17 protein-coding genes are annotated in these 13,609 nt (G+C 56.1%); 2 read left to right on the top strand and 15 right to left on the bottom strand.

Annotation, left to right across the window (positions count from 1 at the left end; translation table 11 throughout):
• Positions 1–2: 2 nt before the first annotated feature.
• Positions 3–563 (top strand): Smr/MutS family protein, encoded by a 561-nt coding sequence (locus ABJM21_RS05485; RefSeq protein ID WP_348300233.1) that lies wholly within the window; start codon positions 3–5, stop codon positions 561–563.
• Between the two features lie 21 nt (positions 564–584).
• On the opposite strand, the gene dapE is transcribed toward ABJM21_RS05485, so the two are convergent.
• The 9 genes from dapE to ABJM21_RS05440 form a co-directional block, all read right to left on the bottom strand.
• Entirely contained in the window at positions 585–1,727 is a 1,143-nt protein-coding gene (gene dapE / locus ABJM21_RS05480) for a succinyl-diaminopimelate desuccinylase (RefSeq protein ID WP_348300234.1), read from the bottom strand.
• Positions 1,728–1,735: 8 nt separating this feature from the next.
• Positions 1,736–2,407, bottom strand: a complete 672-nt coding sequence (locus ABJM21_RS05475) for a glutathione S-transferase family protein (protein ID WP_348300235.1) — start codon at positions 2,405–2,407, stop codon at positions 1,736–1,738.
• 90 nt (positions 2,408–2,497) lie between these two features.
• Positions 2,498–3,130: a ribosome biogenesis GTP-binding protein YihA/YsxC gene (yihA, locus tag ABJM21_RS05470; RefSeq protein ID WP_348300236.1), complete on the bottom strand. Its 633-nt coding sequence runs from the start codon at positions 3,128–3,130 to the stop codon at positions 2,498–2,500.
• Positions 3,131–3,241: 111 nt separating this feature from the next.
• Positions 3,242–5,077: a membrane protein insertase YidC gene (gene yidC / locus ABJM21_RS05465; protein ID WP_348300237.1), complete on the bottom strand. Its 1,836-nt coding sequence runs from the start codon at positions 5,075–5,077 to the stop codon at positions 3,242–3,244.
• 77 nt (positions 5,078–5,154) lie between these two features.
• Positions 5,155–5,367 (bottom strand): membrane protein insertion efficiency factor YidD, encoded by a 213-nt coding sequence (yidD, locus tag ABJM21_RS05460; protein ID WP_348300238.1) that lies wholly within the window; start codon positions 5,365–5,367, stop codon positions 5,155–5,157.
• Positions 5,368–5,372: 5 nt separating this feature from the next.
• Positions 5,373–5,780 (bottom strand): ribonuclease P protein component, encoded by a 408-nt coding sequence (gene rnpA, locus ABJM21_RS05455; RefSeq protein WP_348300239.1) that lies wholly within the window; start codon positions 5,778–5,780, stop codon positions 5,373–5,375.
• A gap of 32 nt (positions 5,781–5,812) precedes the next feature.
• The gene (rpmH, locus tag ABJM21_RS05450) at positions 5,813–5,947 is read right to left on the bottom strand and encodes a 50S ribosomal protein L34 (protein WP_348018606.1); all 135 of its coding nucleotides are present in this window, start codon (positions 5,945–5,947) and stop codon (positions 5,813–5,815) included.
• Positions 5,948–6,101: 154 nt separating this feature from the next.
• On the bottom strand, positions 6,102–6,428 hold the full coding sequence (locus ABJM21_RS05445; protein ID WP_348300240.1) for a hypothetical protein: 327 nt from the start codon (positions 6,426–6,428) through the stop codon (positions 6,102–6,104).
• Between the two features lie 166 nt (positions 6,429–6,594).
• The gene (locus tag ABJM21_RS05440) at positions 6,595–7,359 is read right to left on the bottom strand and encodes an alpha/beta hydrolase (protein WP_348300241.1); all 765 of its coding nucleotides are present in this window, start codon (positions 7,357–7,359) and stop codon (positions 6,595–6,597) included.
• A gap of 194 nt (positions 7,360–7,553) precedes the next feature.
• Here ABJM21_RS05440 and ABJM21_RS05435 point away from each other — a divergent pair, with 194 nt between their 5' ends.
• On the top strand, positions 7,554–9,062 hold the full coding sequence (locus ABJM21_RS05435) for a YifB family Mg chelatase-like AAA ATPase (protein ID WP_348300242.1): 1,509 nt from the start codon (positions 7,554–7,556) through the stop codon (positions 9,060–9,062).
• A gap of 75 nt (positions 9,063–9,137) precedes the next feature.
• Here ABJM21_RS05435 and ABJM21_RS05430 read toward each other — a convergent pair whose 3' ends face one another.
• From ABJM21_RS05430 to ABJM21_RS05405, 6 genes are all read right to left on the bottom strand, one after another.
• Positions 9,138–10,334 (bottom strand): peptidoglycan DD-metalloendopeptidase family protein, encoded by a 1,197-nt coding sequence (locus ABJM21_RS05430; protein WP_348300243.1) that lies wholly within the window; start codon positions 10,332–10,334, stop codon positions 9,138–9,140.
• 3 nt (positions 10,335–10,337) lie between these two features.
• A complete protein-coding gene (locus ABJM21_RS05425) occupies positions 10,338–10,760 on the bottom strand; it encodes a 23S rRNA (pseudouridine(1915)-N(3))-methyltransferase RlmH (protein ID WP_348300244.1) in 423 nt (140 codons plus the stop codon).
• 19 nt (positions 10,761–10,779) lie between these two features.
• Positions 10,780–11,106 (bottom strand): ribosome silencing factor, encoded by a 327-nt coding sequence (gene rsfS, locus ABJM21_RS05420; RefSeq protein WP_348300365.1) that lies wholly within the window; start codon positions 11,104–11,106, stop codon positions 10,780–10,782.
• 95 nt (positions 11,107–11,201) lie between these two features.
• Entirely contained in the window at positions 11,202–11,843 is a 642-nt protein-coding gene (locus ABJM21_RS05415; protein ID WP_348300245.1) for a nicotinate-nucleotide adenylyltransferase, read from the bottom strand.
• A complete protein-coding gene (locus tag ABJM21_RS05410) occupies positions 11,840–12,319 on the bottom strand; it encodes a hypothetical protein (protein WP_348419618.1) in 480 nt (159 codons plus the stop codon). Before ABJM21_RS05410 ends, ABJM21_RS05415 begins: the two co-directional genes overlap by 4 nt.
• On the bottom strand, positions 12,283–13,536 hold the full coding sequence (locus ABJM21_RS05405) for a glutamate-5-semialdehyde dehydrogenase (protein ID WP_348300247.1): 1,254 nt from the start codon (positions 13,534–13,536) through the stop codon (positions 12,283–12,285). Before ABJM21_RS05405 ends, ABJM21_RS05410 begins: the two co-directional genes overlap by 37 nt.
• Between the last annotated feature and the right edge of the window lie 73 nt (positions 13,537–13,609).

Here is a 13,609-nt window from a genome sequence, read left to right as displayed (position 1 = left end):
GGATGTCTGACCGGCCCCTTACCGCCGGTGAAAAGGCACTGTGGCAGAAAGTCATCGAGACTGTAGAGCCACTGGACCAGGCGCGCGTCAGCCGGGTCAAAGCCATGCCAGTGGCGAAGAAGCTGCCGGAGGTGCGCGGACCCATTACGGCGGCGACATTCGGTGGCACACCAGCCAAGGCGATTCCGCTAAGAGAGCAGGTCGCGGTTCCGGAAAAAGCGGGACTGGACGGCCATTGGGACCGCCGGTTGAACAAGGGTGTGGTTCAGCCCGATGTTACCATTGATCTACACGGATATACTTTGTCGTCGGCCCATGGTCGGCTCGATAGTGGCTTGGAATTGAGCATTGCAGCTGGTCATCGGGCGATATTGCTGATCACTGGCAAAGCGCGCAGCGAGGATCAGCGGCGGCGCGAAGGCGGTCGCGGGGCGATACGGGCAGCGATTTCCGATTGGCTGGCGGCATCGCGGCACGCGTCGCATATCGCGGCGGTCCGGCGCGCGCATCCTCGCCATGGCGGGGCGGGAGCGCTGTATATTATTTTGCGGCGACGGCGGTAGTTTTACGGAGCACAAAATCCTCTAAGCCAGCGCCCTTTCCACGACCAACGCGTATATTTTCGCCAACTGCTCCAGATCATCAACCGCGACCGCTTCATCCAGCTTGTGCATCGTTGCATTGCACAGGCCAAATTCCACAACGGGGACAATTTTCGATAGGAATCGCGCATCGGATGTTCCGCCCGTTGTCGACAATTCCGGCTCCACGCCCGTCACTTCGGTAATCGCATCGGCAATCAGCCCGGACAACTCTCCTGGCGGCGTCAGAAACGGTTCACCGGAGATAATCGGGTTCAGCTCGCCACCATTGCGCTCGACAATTTCGCGAACCAAGCCGCTCAGGCTATCGCCGCTATGCTGATCATTGAACCGGATCGATAAGCGCCCTTCGGCCTTGGCGGGAATGACATTGTGTGCCGGATTGCCGACATGAATATCGGTAAATTCGATATTGCTGGGTTGAAACCAGTCCGTGCCTTCATCCAGCCGAACCGCGTCAATCTCGCTGAGGATTTTACCTAGCTTGGTGATCGGATTGTCGGCAAGATGCGGATAGGCAACATGGCCCTGCATCCCGTTGACAGTGATCCACATATTGACCGACCCGCGCCGCCCGATTTTCATCATATCGCCCAGCCGGTTAACGGACGTTGGTTCGCCGACCAGACAGAGGTTAGGTGTAATGCCGCGCTCTGCCATCAAGTCCATCAAGGCAACCGTGCCGAAGCGTGCCGGGCCTTCTTCGTCACCCGTGATAATCAGGCTGATCGTACCGAGTTGGCTGGGCAGATTGTGCAAGGCGCTGACAAAGGAAGCGATACTGCCCTTCATATCAACCGCGCCGCGTCCGTGGAGCAGGTTGCCTTTGACTTCAGGACCAAAAGGATCGCTGCCCCAGCCTTCACCGGGAGGCACAACATCGAGATGTCCGGCAAAAGAAAAATGCCGTGATCCTTCCGATCCCTTGCGGATCGCGAAGAGATTTTCCACCGCTCCACCCAGACCTTCGTCTTCCGGCCGGTCGCCAGCGATAAAGCGCGATACCTCAAAACCCAGCGGTTTGAGCATCGCTTCCATTTCGTCAAACACGACACCGGTAGCAGGCGTGATACTCGGGCAAGCGATCAGGCGTTTGGCCAGATCGAGGGCGCTATTGTCGCTCATATTGTAGTTCAGCCCTGTGCTGCTTCTGGTGCATCAAAATGTTCGATCACCCAAGGTTCTTCTTCGGCGGCCTCCATCCACTGGACCATCCAGTCATGGCCTAGCATGGTTTCCATGTAAGATTCGGCAAAGCCCGGAACCTGAATTCCATAGGTCTGGAACCGCGAAATAATCGGGGCGTACATGATATCAACTGCACCAAAAGTGCCGAATAAAAACGGCCCTCCACCACCAAAGCGAGCTCGTGCCTGCGCCCATAGCTGCATGATCCGGGCGGCATCTTGAACAACCTCTGGTGCGAATTGCAGTCCTTCATAGCGTTTGCGCGTGTTCATCGGGCACTGTTTGCGCAGCGCCATAAAGCCACTGTGCATCTCGGCCGCCATGGAACGGGCCATGCCGCGTGCGGTTTCATCCTTGGGCCAAAAGCGGTCGCGATGGGTTTTGTCGGCAAGCCAGTCGATAATCGCCAGACTGTCCCAGATCACGCTTTCGCCGTCCCACAGGATCGGCACCTTGCCGCCCGACGGGGCAAAATTCTCGCTGACCCGCATCTCGTCCCAATCTTCGCCATAAAGCGGCACGGTCAGCTCTTCGAAAGAAAGGCCGGATTGTTTGCAGGCGAGCCATCCACGCATGGACCAGCTGGAATAGGCTTTGTTTCCGATTATCAGTTTCATAGACACATACCTAACTCACTCATCATTCAAGCGAAAGCGGGAATCTTATATCCTGATATACGCGATGCCGATGTGGAAGGTTACGTGATACTATATCTGAACGGCTTCGAGTACCGCCATGCGCAGTTCGTCAATGCCCTGCTTTTTCTCCGACGATGTGACGATCAGATCAGGATGGGCAGCGGGATGTTTTTTCGCCTCCGCCATGACCTTTTCTTTCGTTGCTTCCAGTTCGGCGGATTTTACCTTGTCCGCCTTGGTCATGACGATCCGATAGCTGACGGCCGCTTTGTCCAACATCTCCAGCACATCTTCATCAGTATTCTTGATGCCGTGGCGTGAATCGATCAGCACAAATGTGCGCTTAAGCACTTGCCGCCCGCGCAGATAATCGTTGATCAGGTAGCGCCATTTTTGAACGACCTTTGGCGGCGCTTTGGCAAAGCCATAGCCTGGCATATCGCAAATCCGGAAGATCGGCGGCCCGTTATCTGTTTCACCAATATCGAAGAAATTCAATTCCTGCGTCCGGCCCGGCGTGTTGGACGTCCGTGCAAGCCCATTGCGGCCAGTCAGTGCATTGATCAGCGATGATTTACCAACATTGGATCGTCCCGCAAAGGCAATTTCCGGAGCCGTTGGGTCCGGTAAAAACTGTAGCTGCGGCGCCGATTTCAGGAAAGAAATCGGCCCGGAAAAGATTTTGGGATGTAGTGGTTTCATAATATCAATCCGTCATCCTGCACTTGATGCAGGATCTAGCTTGTCGGTCGTGACGTCCACTCTGGATCCTGCATCAAGTGCAGGATGACGAACCCAGAGGGATTGTCTCGCCTAGTTTGTTTCAGCCGCCTTTTCTTCCGCGGCCTTTTTCGCTTTTTCCTCAGCATCCTTGGCCATTTGCTCTTTCAGCTGTGGATGGCGGGAATAGAGCCATTTCTGCTGCGCAATGGTGAGGACGTTGGACACGGTCCAATAGAGTTGAAGGCCAGCGGCAAACGGGGCCATGATGAACACCAGGATCCACGGCATGATGCCGAAAATCTGCTGCTGCATCGGGTCCATTTGCTGCGGGTTCAGCTTGAACTGATAGTGCATGGTGATGCCCATCAAGATCGGCAAGATACCAACCGCGAGGAAGCTGGGCGGATCAAACGGGATCAGACCGAACAGGTTGACCGGCGTTAATGGGTCGGGTGCAGACAAATCCTTGATCCACAGTGCAAACGGCTGATGGCGCATTTCGATCGACAGCATCAGCACTTTATAGAGCGCAAAGAAAATAGGGATCTGCAGGAAGATCGGCAGGCAACCCGCAAGCGGATTGACCTTCTCGTCCTTATACAGCTTCATAATTTCCTGCTGCTGCTTCTGCTTATCTTCCTTATATTTTTCCTGAATCTTCTTCATCTTCGGCTGCACGGCACGCATTTGAGCCATGGAGGCGAATTGCTTCTGCGCAATCGGGAACATGATTCCGCGGACGACAAAGGTCATCAGGATGATCGCGACACCAAAATTGCCGGAAAATTTAAACAGCCAGTCGAGCAGATAGAAAAGTGGCTTTTCAAACCAGTAGAACCAGCCCCAATCAACGGCGCGGTCGAGCAAGGTGATGTTATATTGCTCTTTATAGGTGTCGAGCAGCGCAGTTTCCTTCGCGCCAGCGAACAAGCGTGTGGTTGTCTTCAACACTTTGCCGGGCGCAATAACCTGTGCATTTTCGCGAGCAATTTGCGCTTGATAAATTTCGCCGCTACCCGCGCGGAATTTTGCTTCGACCTTCGCTTTGCTGACGGGGATCAGGGCACCGAGCCAATATTTGTCAGTGAAGCCAACCCAGCCCTTGGTCGCATTGGCTGCTATGCCATTGGTGCCTGCTTCATCGACATCTTCATAGTCGGTATCGAAATTGGCAGCACCGTCAAACACACCCATCGGGCCAATATGGATGGTCCAGCTATCGGCTTCGCCCGCCGCAACATTGTCAAGATCGCGCACCCGGCTGAGTATACCAAAGGGGTTCAGCGCAATCGCGTTTTCGCCACGATTGGTGACGTTCTGTTCGGCGGTGATCAGGTAATTTTCGTCAACGGACAGCGTGATTGCATAAGTCTGTCCGGTTTCATTGGCCCAACTTAACGTGACCGGCGTTTCGGGAGTCAGCTTGGCTTTGTCGGCGGTCCAGACGGTTTTGTCATCCGGCACGGCCACGCCATCTCCGGCCCAGCCAAAGCGGCTAAAATAGGCATCCTTGGTTCCGGATGGCGAGAATAGGCGCACAGGCGGGCTGTCTTTAGCCAGCTCCGTCGTGTGATCGGTTAGCGTCAAGTCATCAAATCGGGCGCCTTGCAGGTTAATTGAGCCTTTGAGGCGCGGTGTATCAATCGCAACCCGCGGACTCTCTGCCAAAACGACGGGTAGCGCGCGGATCGTGCCGACGGCTGCACCCGCGCCGATTGTTGCGGAACCGGGCTTGGTTGAAACAGCGGGAGCAGATCCATCAGCTTGCGCGACGTCTTGTGAATCGGCGGCAGCCTGTTCGGATTGCTCCACCGCTTCATTTTTGTTCACCATGTCTGGGAAAAATGTTTCCATCAGGACCGGCCAGCCAAACAGGATGATGCCGGTTAGCAAGACCGCCATGATGATATTACGCTTGTCGTCCACTATTTTTCCTAAACTCTGGTCTTAAAGATCGGTTTTACACCAAGTAAGACTGGTGCCTGTCCTATTCAATATCGGGTTCAGGGAACCGGGTCATAACCAGAGCCCCCCCATGGATGACAGCGCAATAGCCGTTTCGCGCCCAGCCAGCTACCTTTAATTGCACCATGTTTTTCGATCGCTTCAATGGCATAGGCCGAACAAGTTGGACTGTAGCGGCAGGTCGGCGGCAAAATACGCGATGGACCCCATTGCCAGCACCGTACGAAGAAGATGAAAATGGCTTTGAGCATGACTTTCAGAGTTTTTTCGCGAGATGTTTCAGCGCTTTTTCAAGGTCTGCTTTCATAGCGGCAGATTCCCGTTCCCCATCTTGTTTGCCGCCTGCCTTGCGGCCAATCATGATATGATCTGCGCCGACTATACCATATTGAGGGAGCAATTCAGCAAGCAGCCCGCGAAACCGGCGCTTCATCCGGTTGCGGGCGACTGCATTCCCGATTTTTTTGGTCACGGTGATCCCATAGCGGATAGTGTCAGGGGAAACAGGGTGCTCTGCGCGGCGTTTATGGGCGAGCAGGACAAAGCCAGGCGTCACGAATCGCTTGCCGCGATTCGCCGCAAGAAAATCCGGTCGTTTGCGAATCACCTGAATGTCGCGAACGGCTTTTTGATTGTCGATAAATTGAGGCTGCGGATCGGTCACCGCATCACCCGGTTTCTGCCGGAGCAGATGCCTTAGGCAGAGAGCTTCTTGCGGCCACGGTTACGGCGGGCAGCCAGTACTTTACGGCCTCCGACGGTCGCTTTGCGGGCGCGAAAACCATGGCGCCGTTTGCGGACCAGGCGGCTCGGTTGAAATGTGCGCTTCATCGCGTTTATCCTACGTCTAAAATTTCGATAAAAAAGGCCGCTATAAGCTGCGGCCACCTCGTTGTCGCTGCGGATAAGTGTGCAGCCGCGGAAAGTCAAGCACTAGCCAGCGGCACCCTGTAAAAAATTTGGCAAAAAAACTGGTAGAAATGACTCAACTTTCGGACTTGGTCTTCACCTTGCCAAATATCGGCAGTTCAAAATCGTCGGGCAGCTTCTTGTGTCGTTTGCGGCGCATCGCCCAGTCAGTCCATTGGCCATATTTCGGGAAACGCCGTTTAAAATCGGCATAGCGCTTCTTTGCCCAGCGTGAATTTTGTAGCACCAGCGCTAATCCGATCGGGAACATGATGATAAAGCCGGGTCCCGGAATAGCGCCAACAATGGGGGACAGGATCATCAGCACAAAACCGAGCACCGAAAGCGCGAATCGCGATCCTGATGTATATTTCCACCGTTTTTTCCTGAGTTTCTCGTCCATATCCACTTTCATACGCTATAATGTGATGCATCTCCGCATAGCCCGCAAGCCGCGCCGTCGAAGAAATCACGCTGCTCGTCGATTATCATTCCATTTTATGCATATAGCATGAATGGGAGACGGAGCAGGATCGCCGATCCTGCAAATATAGTGGTGGATATTGGTGCTAGTGCAGCAGCTGGAAGCGCGCGAGATCGCCGCGAGACAGTTTAAGTTGCTCGGCAAAGGGCACGCTGTTTGTCAATGTGTAAAAGGCCCGGGCCTTGTCCGCAGGAATGCCCATTTCCGCATAATAGTCGAGATATTCGGCATGGACCGGATCATTGGCCGGATAGTCTTTGGCTTCACGCCCGTCTTCATCCATCCAGCTATGCACAACAAATTCGGCGCCCTTGTCTGCGGTATGCCGCAAGCCAGCGAGGAAAAGCTCAACCGCACCAGAGCGCACGGAACCGCGCGAAGGTACATGGGTACTTATCCCTGCACGCCGGATTTGCCGGGCAAGGTTCAGATTTGCTTCTTCGTCGACAGAGCCATCACAGTCGATCATCTCAATCCGCTTGATACCGGGATATTGTTGCAGCATTTTTTGAAACAGAGCTGGCGAATAGCTGTCGACGGTACCCGACATCTCAACGGTATCCGCAGAGATTACGCGAAACGGCCCGTAGCTCGCCTGTGCCGGAGCGGTGGACCAATCGGTCTCATGCTCGGGTTCGATAATATCATATTCGAACGTCTCGATGGTCTCGGTGACAGTGTAGCTGGAATCGGAAGCCTGCGCCTGCTCGGCTGGAAGCAGAAAGAGGGTGAGAAAGGCGAATAGCGTCACCCAAAGGCCGAGGCCGAAATTTCCGCCCAAACCATGATCGCTACCACCTTCACTGGCGCCTTGGTTTCCGCCAGCTGCTTGATTTGCAACAGTTTCCATTGGCCGCTTTTGTCAGACGGCGCTTGATAAATAGTAGAAGCGGTTGGTTTGCAGTGTGTTAACCAAGAAATGGCCCAGATAAGTGGCAGTGCATCACCATCTTGACGGTTCCGGCCAAGTCCTTGTTCGCGCTCGACTCTTTTGGTGCGCCTTGTCACACTTCCCTGGATGACAGGGCAAATAGGCGGCATGAGATGGTAGCACTGGTTTCCACCGTGGCCTATTTGGGGTTGGAAGCGCGCGGCGTGGAAGTGCAATGTCAGGTTGCGCCCGGCGTACCGGCTTTCAATGTTGTTGGCCTGCCCGATAAAGCTGTCGCAGAGAGCCGGGAACGCGTCCGCGCGGCGATAGCTGCGCTGGGATTGTCGCTGCCGCCCAAGCGTATCACGATCAACCTGTCTCCTGCAGACCTACCAAAAGAAGGGTCGCATTATGATCTGCCGATAGCGCTGGCGCTGCTCGGGGCAATGGGCATTATCGATGCGGAGACATTGGCAAGCTATGTCGTCGTCGGGGAATTGTCGCTCGATGGGCGGTTGGCTGCCACACCAGGAGTTTTGCTCGCGGCGCTACATGCATCCGGCGAGAATCTCGGACTGATATGCCCCGCCTTGCAGGGACCGGAAGCCGCTTGGGCAGGCGATGTGGAAATATTGGCGCCGCATGATCTGCTTGCCTTGCTCAATCATTTCAAAGGCCAATCTGTGTTAAATTCTCCAGACCCCGGCTCCGCACCGGAGCCTAACCATGGGCCGGATTTGAAGGACGTGAAAGGACAGGAAACCGCCAAACGTGCCTTGGAAATAGCAGCAGCAGGTGGCCATAATCTCTTGATGAATGGCCCTCCGGGCTCAGGCAAATCATTATTGGCCTCTTGTCTGCCAGGCATTTTGCCACCCCTGTCACCGGCGGAAGCATTGGAGGTTTCGATGGTCGCCAGTGTGGCGGGCACATTAGAGGGCGGGCAGATGAGTCGGACTCGTCCCTATCGGCATCCGCATCACAGCGCCTCAATGGCCGCGTTGGTGGGAGGTGGATTAAAGGTACGGCCCGGCGAAGTCAGCCTCGCTCATCTCGGGGTCCTGTTTCTCGACGAACTGCCGGAATTTCAGCGCGCGGTACTGGATTCTTTGCGCCAGCCGCTGGAAACGGGCGAAGTCAGTGTCGCCCGCGCCAATGCCCATGTGACCTTTCCGGCGCGTGTCCAGATGGTGGCGGCGATGAATCCGTGTCGTTGCGGCCATCTCGGCGATGCGGCGCTCGCCTGTTCGCGGGCACCCAAATGCGCGGCCGACTATCAGGCGAAAGTATCCGGGCCGCTGCTCGACCGGATTGATCTGCATATTGAGGTAGAGGCGCTATCCGCCGCCGACCTCACTATGCCGAAGCCCGCCGAAGGGTCTGACGCAGTCGCTGCGCGTGTGTCCAAAGCGCGCGCTTTGCAGAGCGAGCGATATTCAGATCTTGCGGCGCGAACCAATAGTGAGATTGATGGCGAGGGACTTGAAAAATATGCGACGCCGGATGAAGCGGGGCGGCAGTTATTGGCGCAAGCTGCTGAGGCGATGCGGCTATCTGCGCGCGGCTATACCCGTACATTGCGCGTATCCCGGACGATTGCTGATCTGGCCGGGGTGGAGCAGATCGGGCGCGTGCATGTGGCGGAAGCATTGAGCTACCGACGCCAGGCACCGCGCAATTAGTGTGGCCTGTAAATTTTGAAGCAAGCATCTTGGTATCTTTGCGCGATAGAGTCTGCGCTTCTTATAAGGTGTAGTTCAACCCACCAACGCAGCGATATCAATCGGGCGGCCATTGCGGCGCAACTCCACCGTTACATTGGGCTCATCCTGCCCTGACCGACCAACGGGTGCGCCTTGCACGATTGTGTCACCCACTTCTGCGCTAGTGCTTGCCATATTGGTGATCAAGCTGGTCCAGCTCTTGTCATGTTCGATAATCATTATATTGCCATAGCCCCGATAGCGCCCGGAGAAGGCAACTCGGCCCGCTGCGGGGGCGACAATCTGGGCACCGGGTTCGACGGCGATGGTCAATCCACGAGAGCGATAGCCGCTATCCGATATCTCTCCCAATCCCGTGACGATATCGCCGACAACGGGCAGCCGATAAGCGCTGGCGACATTGACCTGGCGTCCTGGATTGGCGATCGGGCCATCGCCTTCTTGATTGGGTCGCAAGAGCGGACCATCGAGCTGAGACAGGGATTCGCGCACGGTGCCGCTTTCCCGAATCTGATCCATCAGATCCAAAATATCACGGGCCTCTTCGCCCAAGGCCAGTGCGCGGTCTTGTTCCAGACCAGCATCATCGGAAAATTGCTGGGCCTCAACGCGCTCATTGGCTTCGAGGCTAGCGAGCTGTGTGCGCCGCTGCGCCAAGCGCTGCTGACTTTCATTCAGGGATGCAATGGCGCGCGAAGACTGGGTCCGCAGTTTTTCGCCCTGTTCTACCTCGCGGCGCAGATTGGCCGTGCGTTGCTCAATTTCAGGCACCACAGCCGACATGATCGAACGGATATAGATAAGTTCGTTCAGCGAGTGAGGTTCTACCAAAGCGAGGGCTGTCGGCTTGCGAGTCATCATCTGCAGCGCCGCGGTGAGCCGGACAACCGGCCCCTGCTTTTCAGCTAGACGGGCACGCTGGCGCTCCTGCAGCCGCTCGACAATTGCGATCCGCGATCGTGCTGCCCGGATGTCCGCTTCCGCTGCTTGTATGCGTGCGGCCAGAGCGGCGGCTTCGCTGCTGATCCGGTCGGCTTCATTATTGGCGGCTTCCGCCTGGCGGCGCAGGGCATCGCCGCGCTGCCGGGCTTTGTCGGACTGTTCTCGCGCCGATACCAGAGCGCGCTGTTCGTCTTCCAGCGATGGTCCGCGAGTTTGCGCCGGCAGAGCTGCCGCAAAAAAGGCACCGATAAAAGCCAGGCCCGATAGAATGAAAAGCCAGCGCAGCATCCCTTAACCCTCTCTATGGTAGGGGTGATTGGCGATGATGGCGGTCGCGCGGAATAGTTGCTCGGCCAACATGGCGCGCGCCATAAGATGCGGCCAGGTGGCTTTGCCGAATGAGAAGAAATGATCTGCGCTGCTGCGCTCTTCCTTGGTGAGACCATCCGCCGCACCAATCAGGAAACGCGCCTCCCGCACGCCATTGTCGCGCCAGCCGCTCAGGACTTTCGCAAAGGCTTTGGACGTCCAGTTTTCTCCGGTTTCGTCCAGCGCGATGATCTTCGTCTGATCGCTGACTTTGGGGTTTTTTCCGCCCTGTTCCGGTAATTCGCTGAGCTTCACATCCCATTTGATCCGCTTGACATAGCGCTCGACCAGTTCCTGCTCAGGACTGCGGCCAATCTTCCCGCGAGCGACGATATGAAGCCTCATGAGTGAAGAGCCGCCGGACTTAGGCTTCAGCGGCCTCAGTTTCGGATGTATCTTCTTCACCGACGGCCCACATGCGTTCCAGATTATAGAAGCTGCGGACTTCGGGGCGGAAGAGATGGATGATCACATCGCCTGCGTCGATCAAAACCCAGTCGGCATTGGCCAGACCTTCAATCCGTGCCTCACCGCCTGCTTGTTTGACGCGCTCGGCCAGTTTTTGGGCCATGGACGCGACTTGGCGAGTCGAACGCCCTTCGGCGATCACCATATGGTCGGCTATATTGCTTTTGCCCTCCAGTCCGATCGTGACAATATCCTGCGCCTGATCATCGTCGAGCGATTTCATTACGAGAGCATAAAGGGCATCTGATTCGGCCTTTCCTTCCTTGGAATCGGCGGATGTCAGTGCTTTGCTTTTCGATTTCGTCAATTCAAATCCTATCAATCTGTCTGGCAAACCAACTTACGTGTCACGGCGTCGCGAACGCAGCGATCAGCATATTGTTTGTGCCAATGGGGCCGGGCCATCCGGATCGCGGTGGCCGAGCGTGGGTCGGGACGATAGCGCAAAAATGTCAGCGCTGGCGTACTCCAGTTAGTCCAGTTCATCCGCTGGCTCGCGGGCCGGACGGAGCGCCGGAGCCATGCCATTGCGGGAGCCGCAAGAGCATCATCATCATAGCCGGGCCGGGCAATAACTGCAATCGGCAATAATCGAGCGATTTTTCGCCAGTCTTTCCAGCGGTGAAATTGCGCCAGATTGTCCGCCCCCATGATCCAGACAAATTGCCGTTTCGGATAGCGCCGGACCAGCGCGCGCAGGGTGTCATAAGTGTACCGCGTTCCCAGTGTTTGCTCGATGGCGGTCGGTCTTATGGCACTGCGCCGCGCCATTTTTTGCGCTGATGCCAAACGCGCGCCAAGCGGTGCCATATCCTTGGAACCCTCTTTCAAAGGGTTGCCGGGCGACACCAGCCACCATAGTTCGTCGAGCGCCAATTCCTCCATCGCGAAAAGGCTGATCGAGCGATGCGCACCATGGGCAGGGTTAAAGGAGCCGCCAAGAAGACCTGTGGTTTTCATGATAGGGATGACCAGCTTTTCCAGGTGCCCACCGCATAGAAAAGTCCGTAGATTAGGACAATTACCGAACTCCAAATAGCGAAACTATTGATCTTCTCCGGGACGAATAGAGCCATCGGCAATAATACTAACCCGCGTGCTAGGTAGACCGCACTTATGACGACCAAACCGGTTCGCAATAGAGGTGGCTGCCAAATGAGCCCGGCCCCTGCAAATGCAAACCAGCCCCAAATCGCGAGAATCGATGCAATGCCGATGGTTATGAGGGTTGGATAAAGCGACCCTTTTTCGGCCATTCGAGCCATGTCTTCGCCCGCTCCAAAAAACCGATACCAATCCGGGCCACCAATAATCACGCCAATATGAAGAAGACTGGCAATCAGACTTAATATCCCGCCGACAACAAGTAGCTTTTGTCCGAAATCCAACGTTGCAAACATCAAGGCCGTATCTGCCCGGTTCCGCGTACGACCCATTTATAGGTCGTCAGTCCTTCCAGTGCGACAGGGCCGCGGGCGTGCAAGCGGCCAGTGGAAATTCCAATTTCCGCGCCGAGCCCAAATTCGCCACCATCGGCAAATTGGCTGGACGCATTCCACATCACGATCGCGCTATCGGCGCGCTGAATGAACTTGTTCGCCATCGCTTCGTCTTCCGTCACCACCGCATCCGTATGATGGGAGCCATGTTGGGCAATATGGGCCAGTGCTTCGTCCACACCTCCGACCATGCGCACAGACACGATAGGAGCGAGATATTCGGTGTCCCAATCCTCTGTTTCAGCGGATACCGTCCGGGGATCGAGTTCCATAATCGCATCGTCGCCGCGTACTTCACATCCTTCGTCGAGCAGAGCGCGAAGCAACGGTCCGGGGGCGGGATAGTCCTGATCGATCAGCAAAGTTTCCATCGCTCCGCAAACGCCTGTGCGCCGCATCTTGGCGTTGACCGCAATGGCAATGGCTTTGTCCTGGTCTGCCGCTCTTCCGATATAAGTATGACAAATGCCATCAAGATGCGCGAGGACCGGCACGCGGGCTTCTTCCTGCACACGTGCGACCAGGGATTTGCCGCCCCGCGGAATGATGATGTCGATCAGGCCAGAGGCTTTCAGCATCGCTCCGACGGCCCCGCGATCTGTGGTCTGGACCAGCTGTATGGCATCTTCCGGCAAGCCCGCTTCAATCACACCGGCGACCATCGCCTTGTGAATCGCCCGATTGCTCTCAATAGCCTCTGACCCGCCGCGCAGGATGACGGTATTGCCAGATCGAAGGCCCAAGGCCGCTGCATCTGCCGTCACATTGGGGCGGCTTTCATAGATGATGCCGATGACGCCAAGTGGGACTCGCACGCGCTCCATGATCAGGCCATTGGGCCGCTCATTCCGGTCGATTACCGCTCCAACCGGATCAGGTAGGGTTGCCACCTGCTCAACCGCCGACGCAATGGCGTCAAGTCGTTCTTCATCGATCATCAACCGGTCGAGCATGGCGTCACTGAGGCCGTGCTCCCGGCCTTTGTCCATATCCTGAATATTCGCCGCCAGAATCGCGGTCTGGTTGGCGCGCAGCTGCGCCGCCGCTGCCATCAAAGCCTCGGCTTTCTGCGCATTTGTCGTTCCGGACATGATGGCAAAAGCTGCGCGTGCGCGCTCGCCCATATCGGTCATAAGTTGCTGATGATCACTCATCCGCATCTGCTAGCATGACTGCTGCTTTCATATAAGCGAAAATCGGAGTCGATCTGACGTCAAAATAAACTGC

Origin of the sequence: Parasphingorhabdus sp., assembly GCF_039977335.1 — a bacterium.
GTDB lineage: Bacteria > Pseudomonadota > Alphaproteobacteria > Sphingomonadales > Sphingomonadaceae > Parasphingorhabdus.
Note: the sequence above shows the minus strand (reverse complement) of the source record. Positions and strands in the feature narration are given on the sequence as shown.

Bases quoted from the DNA above. Each gene is read 5' to 3' on its own strand.
- ABJM21_RS05425 (WP_348300244.1), bottom strand. From the start codon at position 10,760: ATGAGGCTTCATATCGTCGCTCGCGGGAAGATTGGCCGCAGTCCTGAG.
- ABJM21_RS05485 (WP_348300233.1), top strand. From the start codon at position 3: ATGTCTGACCGGCCCCTTACCGCCGGTGAAAAGGCACTGTGGCAGAAA.
- ABJM21_RS05410 (WP_348419618.1), bottom strand. From the start codon at position 12,319: ATGGGTCGTACGCGGAACCGGGCAGATACGGCCTTGATGTTTGCAACG.
- ABJM21_RS05445 (WP_348300240.1), bottom strand. From the start codon at position 6,428: ATGGACGAGAAACTCAGGAAAAAACGGTGGAAATATACATCAGGATCG.
- yidD (WP_348300238.1), bottom strand. From the start codon at position 5,367: ATGCTCAAAGCCATTTTCATCTTCTTCGTACGGTGCTGGCAATGGGGT.
- ABJM21_RS05475 (WP_348300235.1), bottom strand. From the start codon at position 2,407: ATGAAACTGATAATCGGAAACAAAGCCTATTCCAGCTGGTCCATGCGT.
- rsfS (WP_348300365.1), bottom strand. From the start codon at position 11,106: ATGAAATCGCTCGACGATGATCAGGCGCAGGATATTGTCACGATCGGA.
- rpmH (WP_348018606.1), bottom strand. From the start codon at position 5,947: ATGAAGCGCACATTTCAACCGAGCCGCCTGGTCCGCAAACGGCGCCAT.
- ABJM21_RS05440 (WP_348300241.1), bottom strand. From the start codon at position 7,359: ATGGAAACTGTTGCAAATCAAGCAGCTGGCGGAAACCAAGGCGCCAGT.
- ABJM21_RS05405 (WP_348300247.1), bottom strand. From the start codon at position 13,536: ATGAGTGATCATCAGCAACTTATGACCGATATGGGCGAGCGCGCACGC.
- ABJM21_RS05435 (WP_348300242.1), top strand. From the start codon at position 7,554: ATGGTAGCACTGGTTTCCACCGTGGCCTATTTGGGGTTGGAAGCGCGC.
- dapE (WP_348300234.1), bottom strand. From the start codon at position 1,727: ATGAGCGACAATAGCGCCCTCGATCTGGCCAAACGCCTGATCGCTTGC.
- yihA (WP_348300236.1), bottom strand. From the start codon at position 3,130: ATGAAACCACTACATCCCAAAATCTTTTCCGGGCCGATTTCTTTCCTG.
- ABJM21_RS05430 (WP_348300243.1), bottom strand. From the start codon at position 10,334: ATGCTGCGCTGGCTTTTCATTCTATCGGGCCTGGCTTTTATCGGTGCC.
- ABJM21_RS05415 (WP_348300245.1), bottom strand. From the start codon at position 11,843: ATGAAAACCACAGGTCTTCTTGGCGGCTCCTTTAACCCTGCCCATGGT.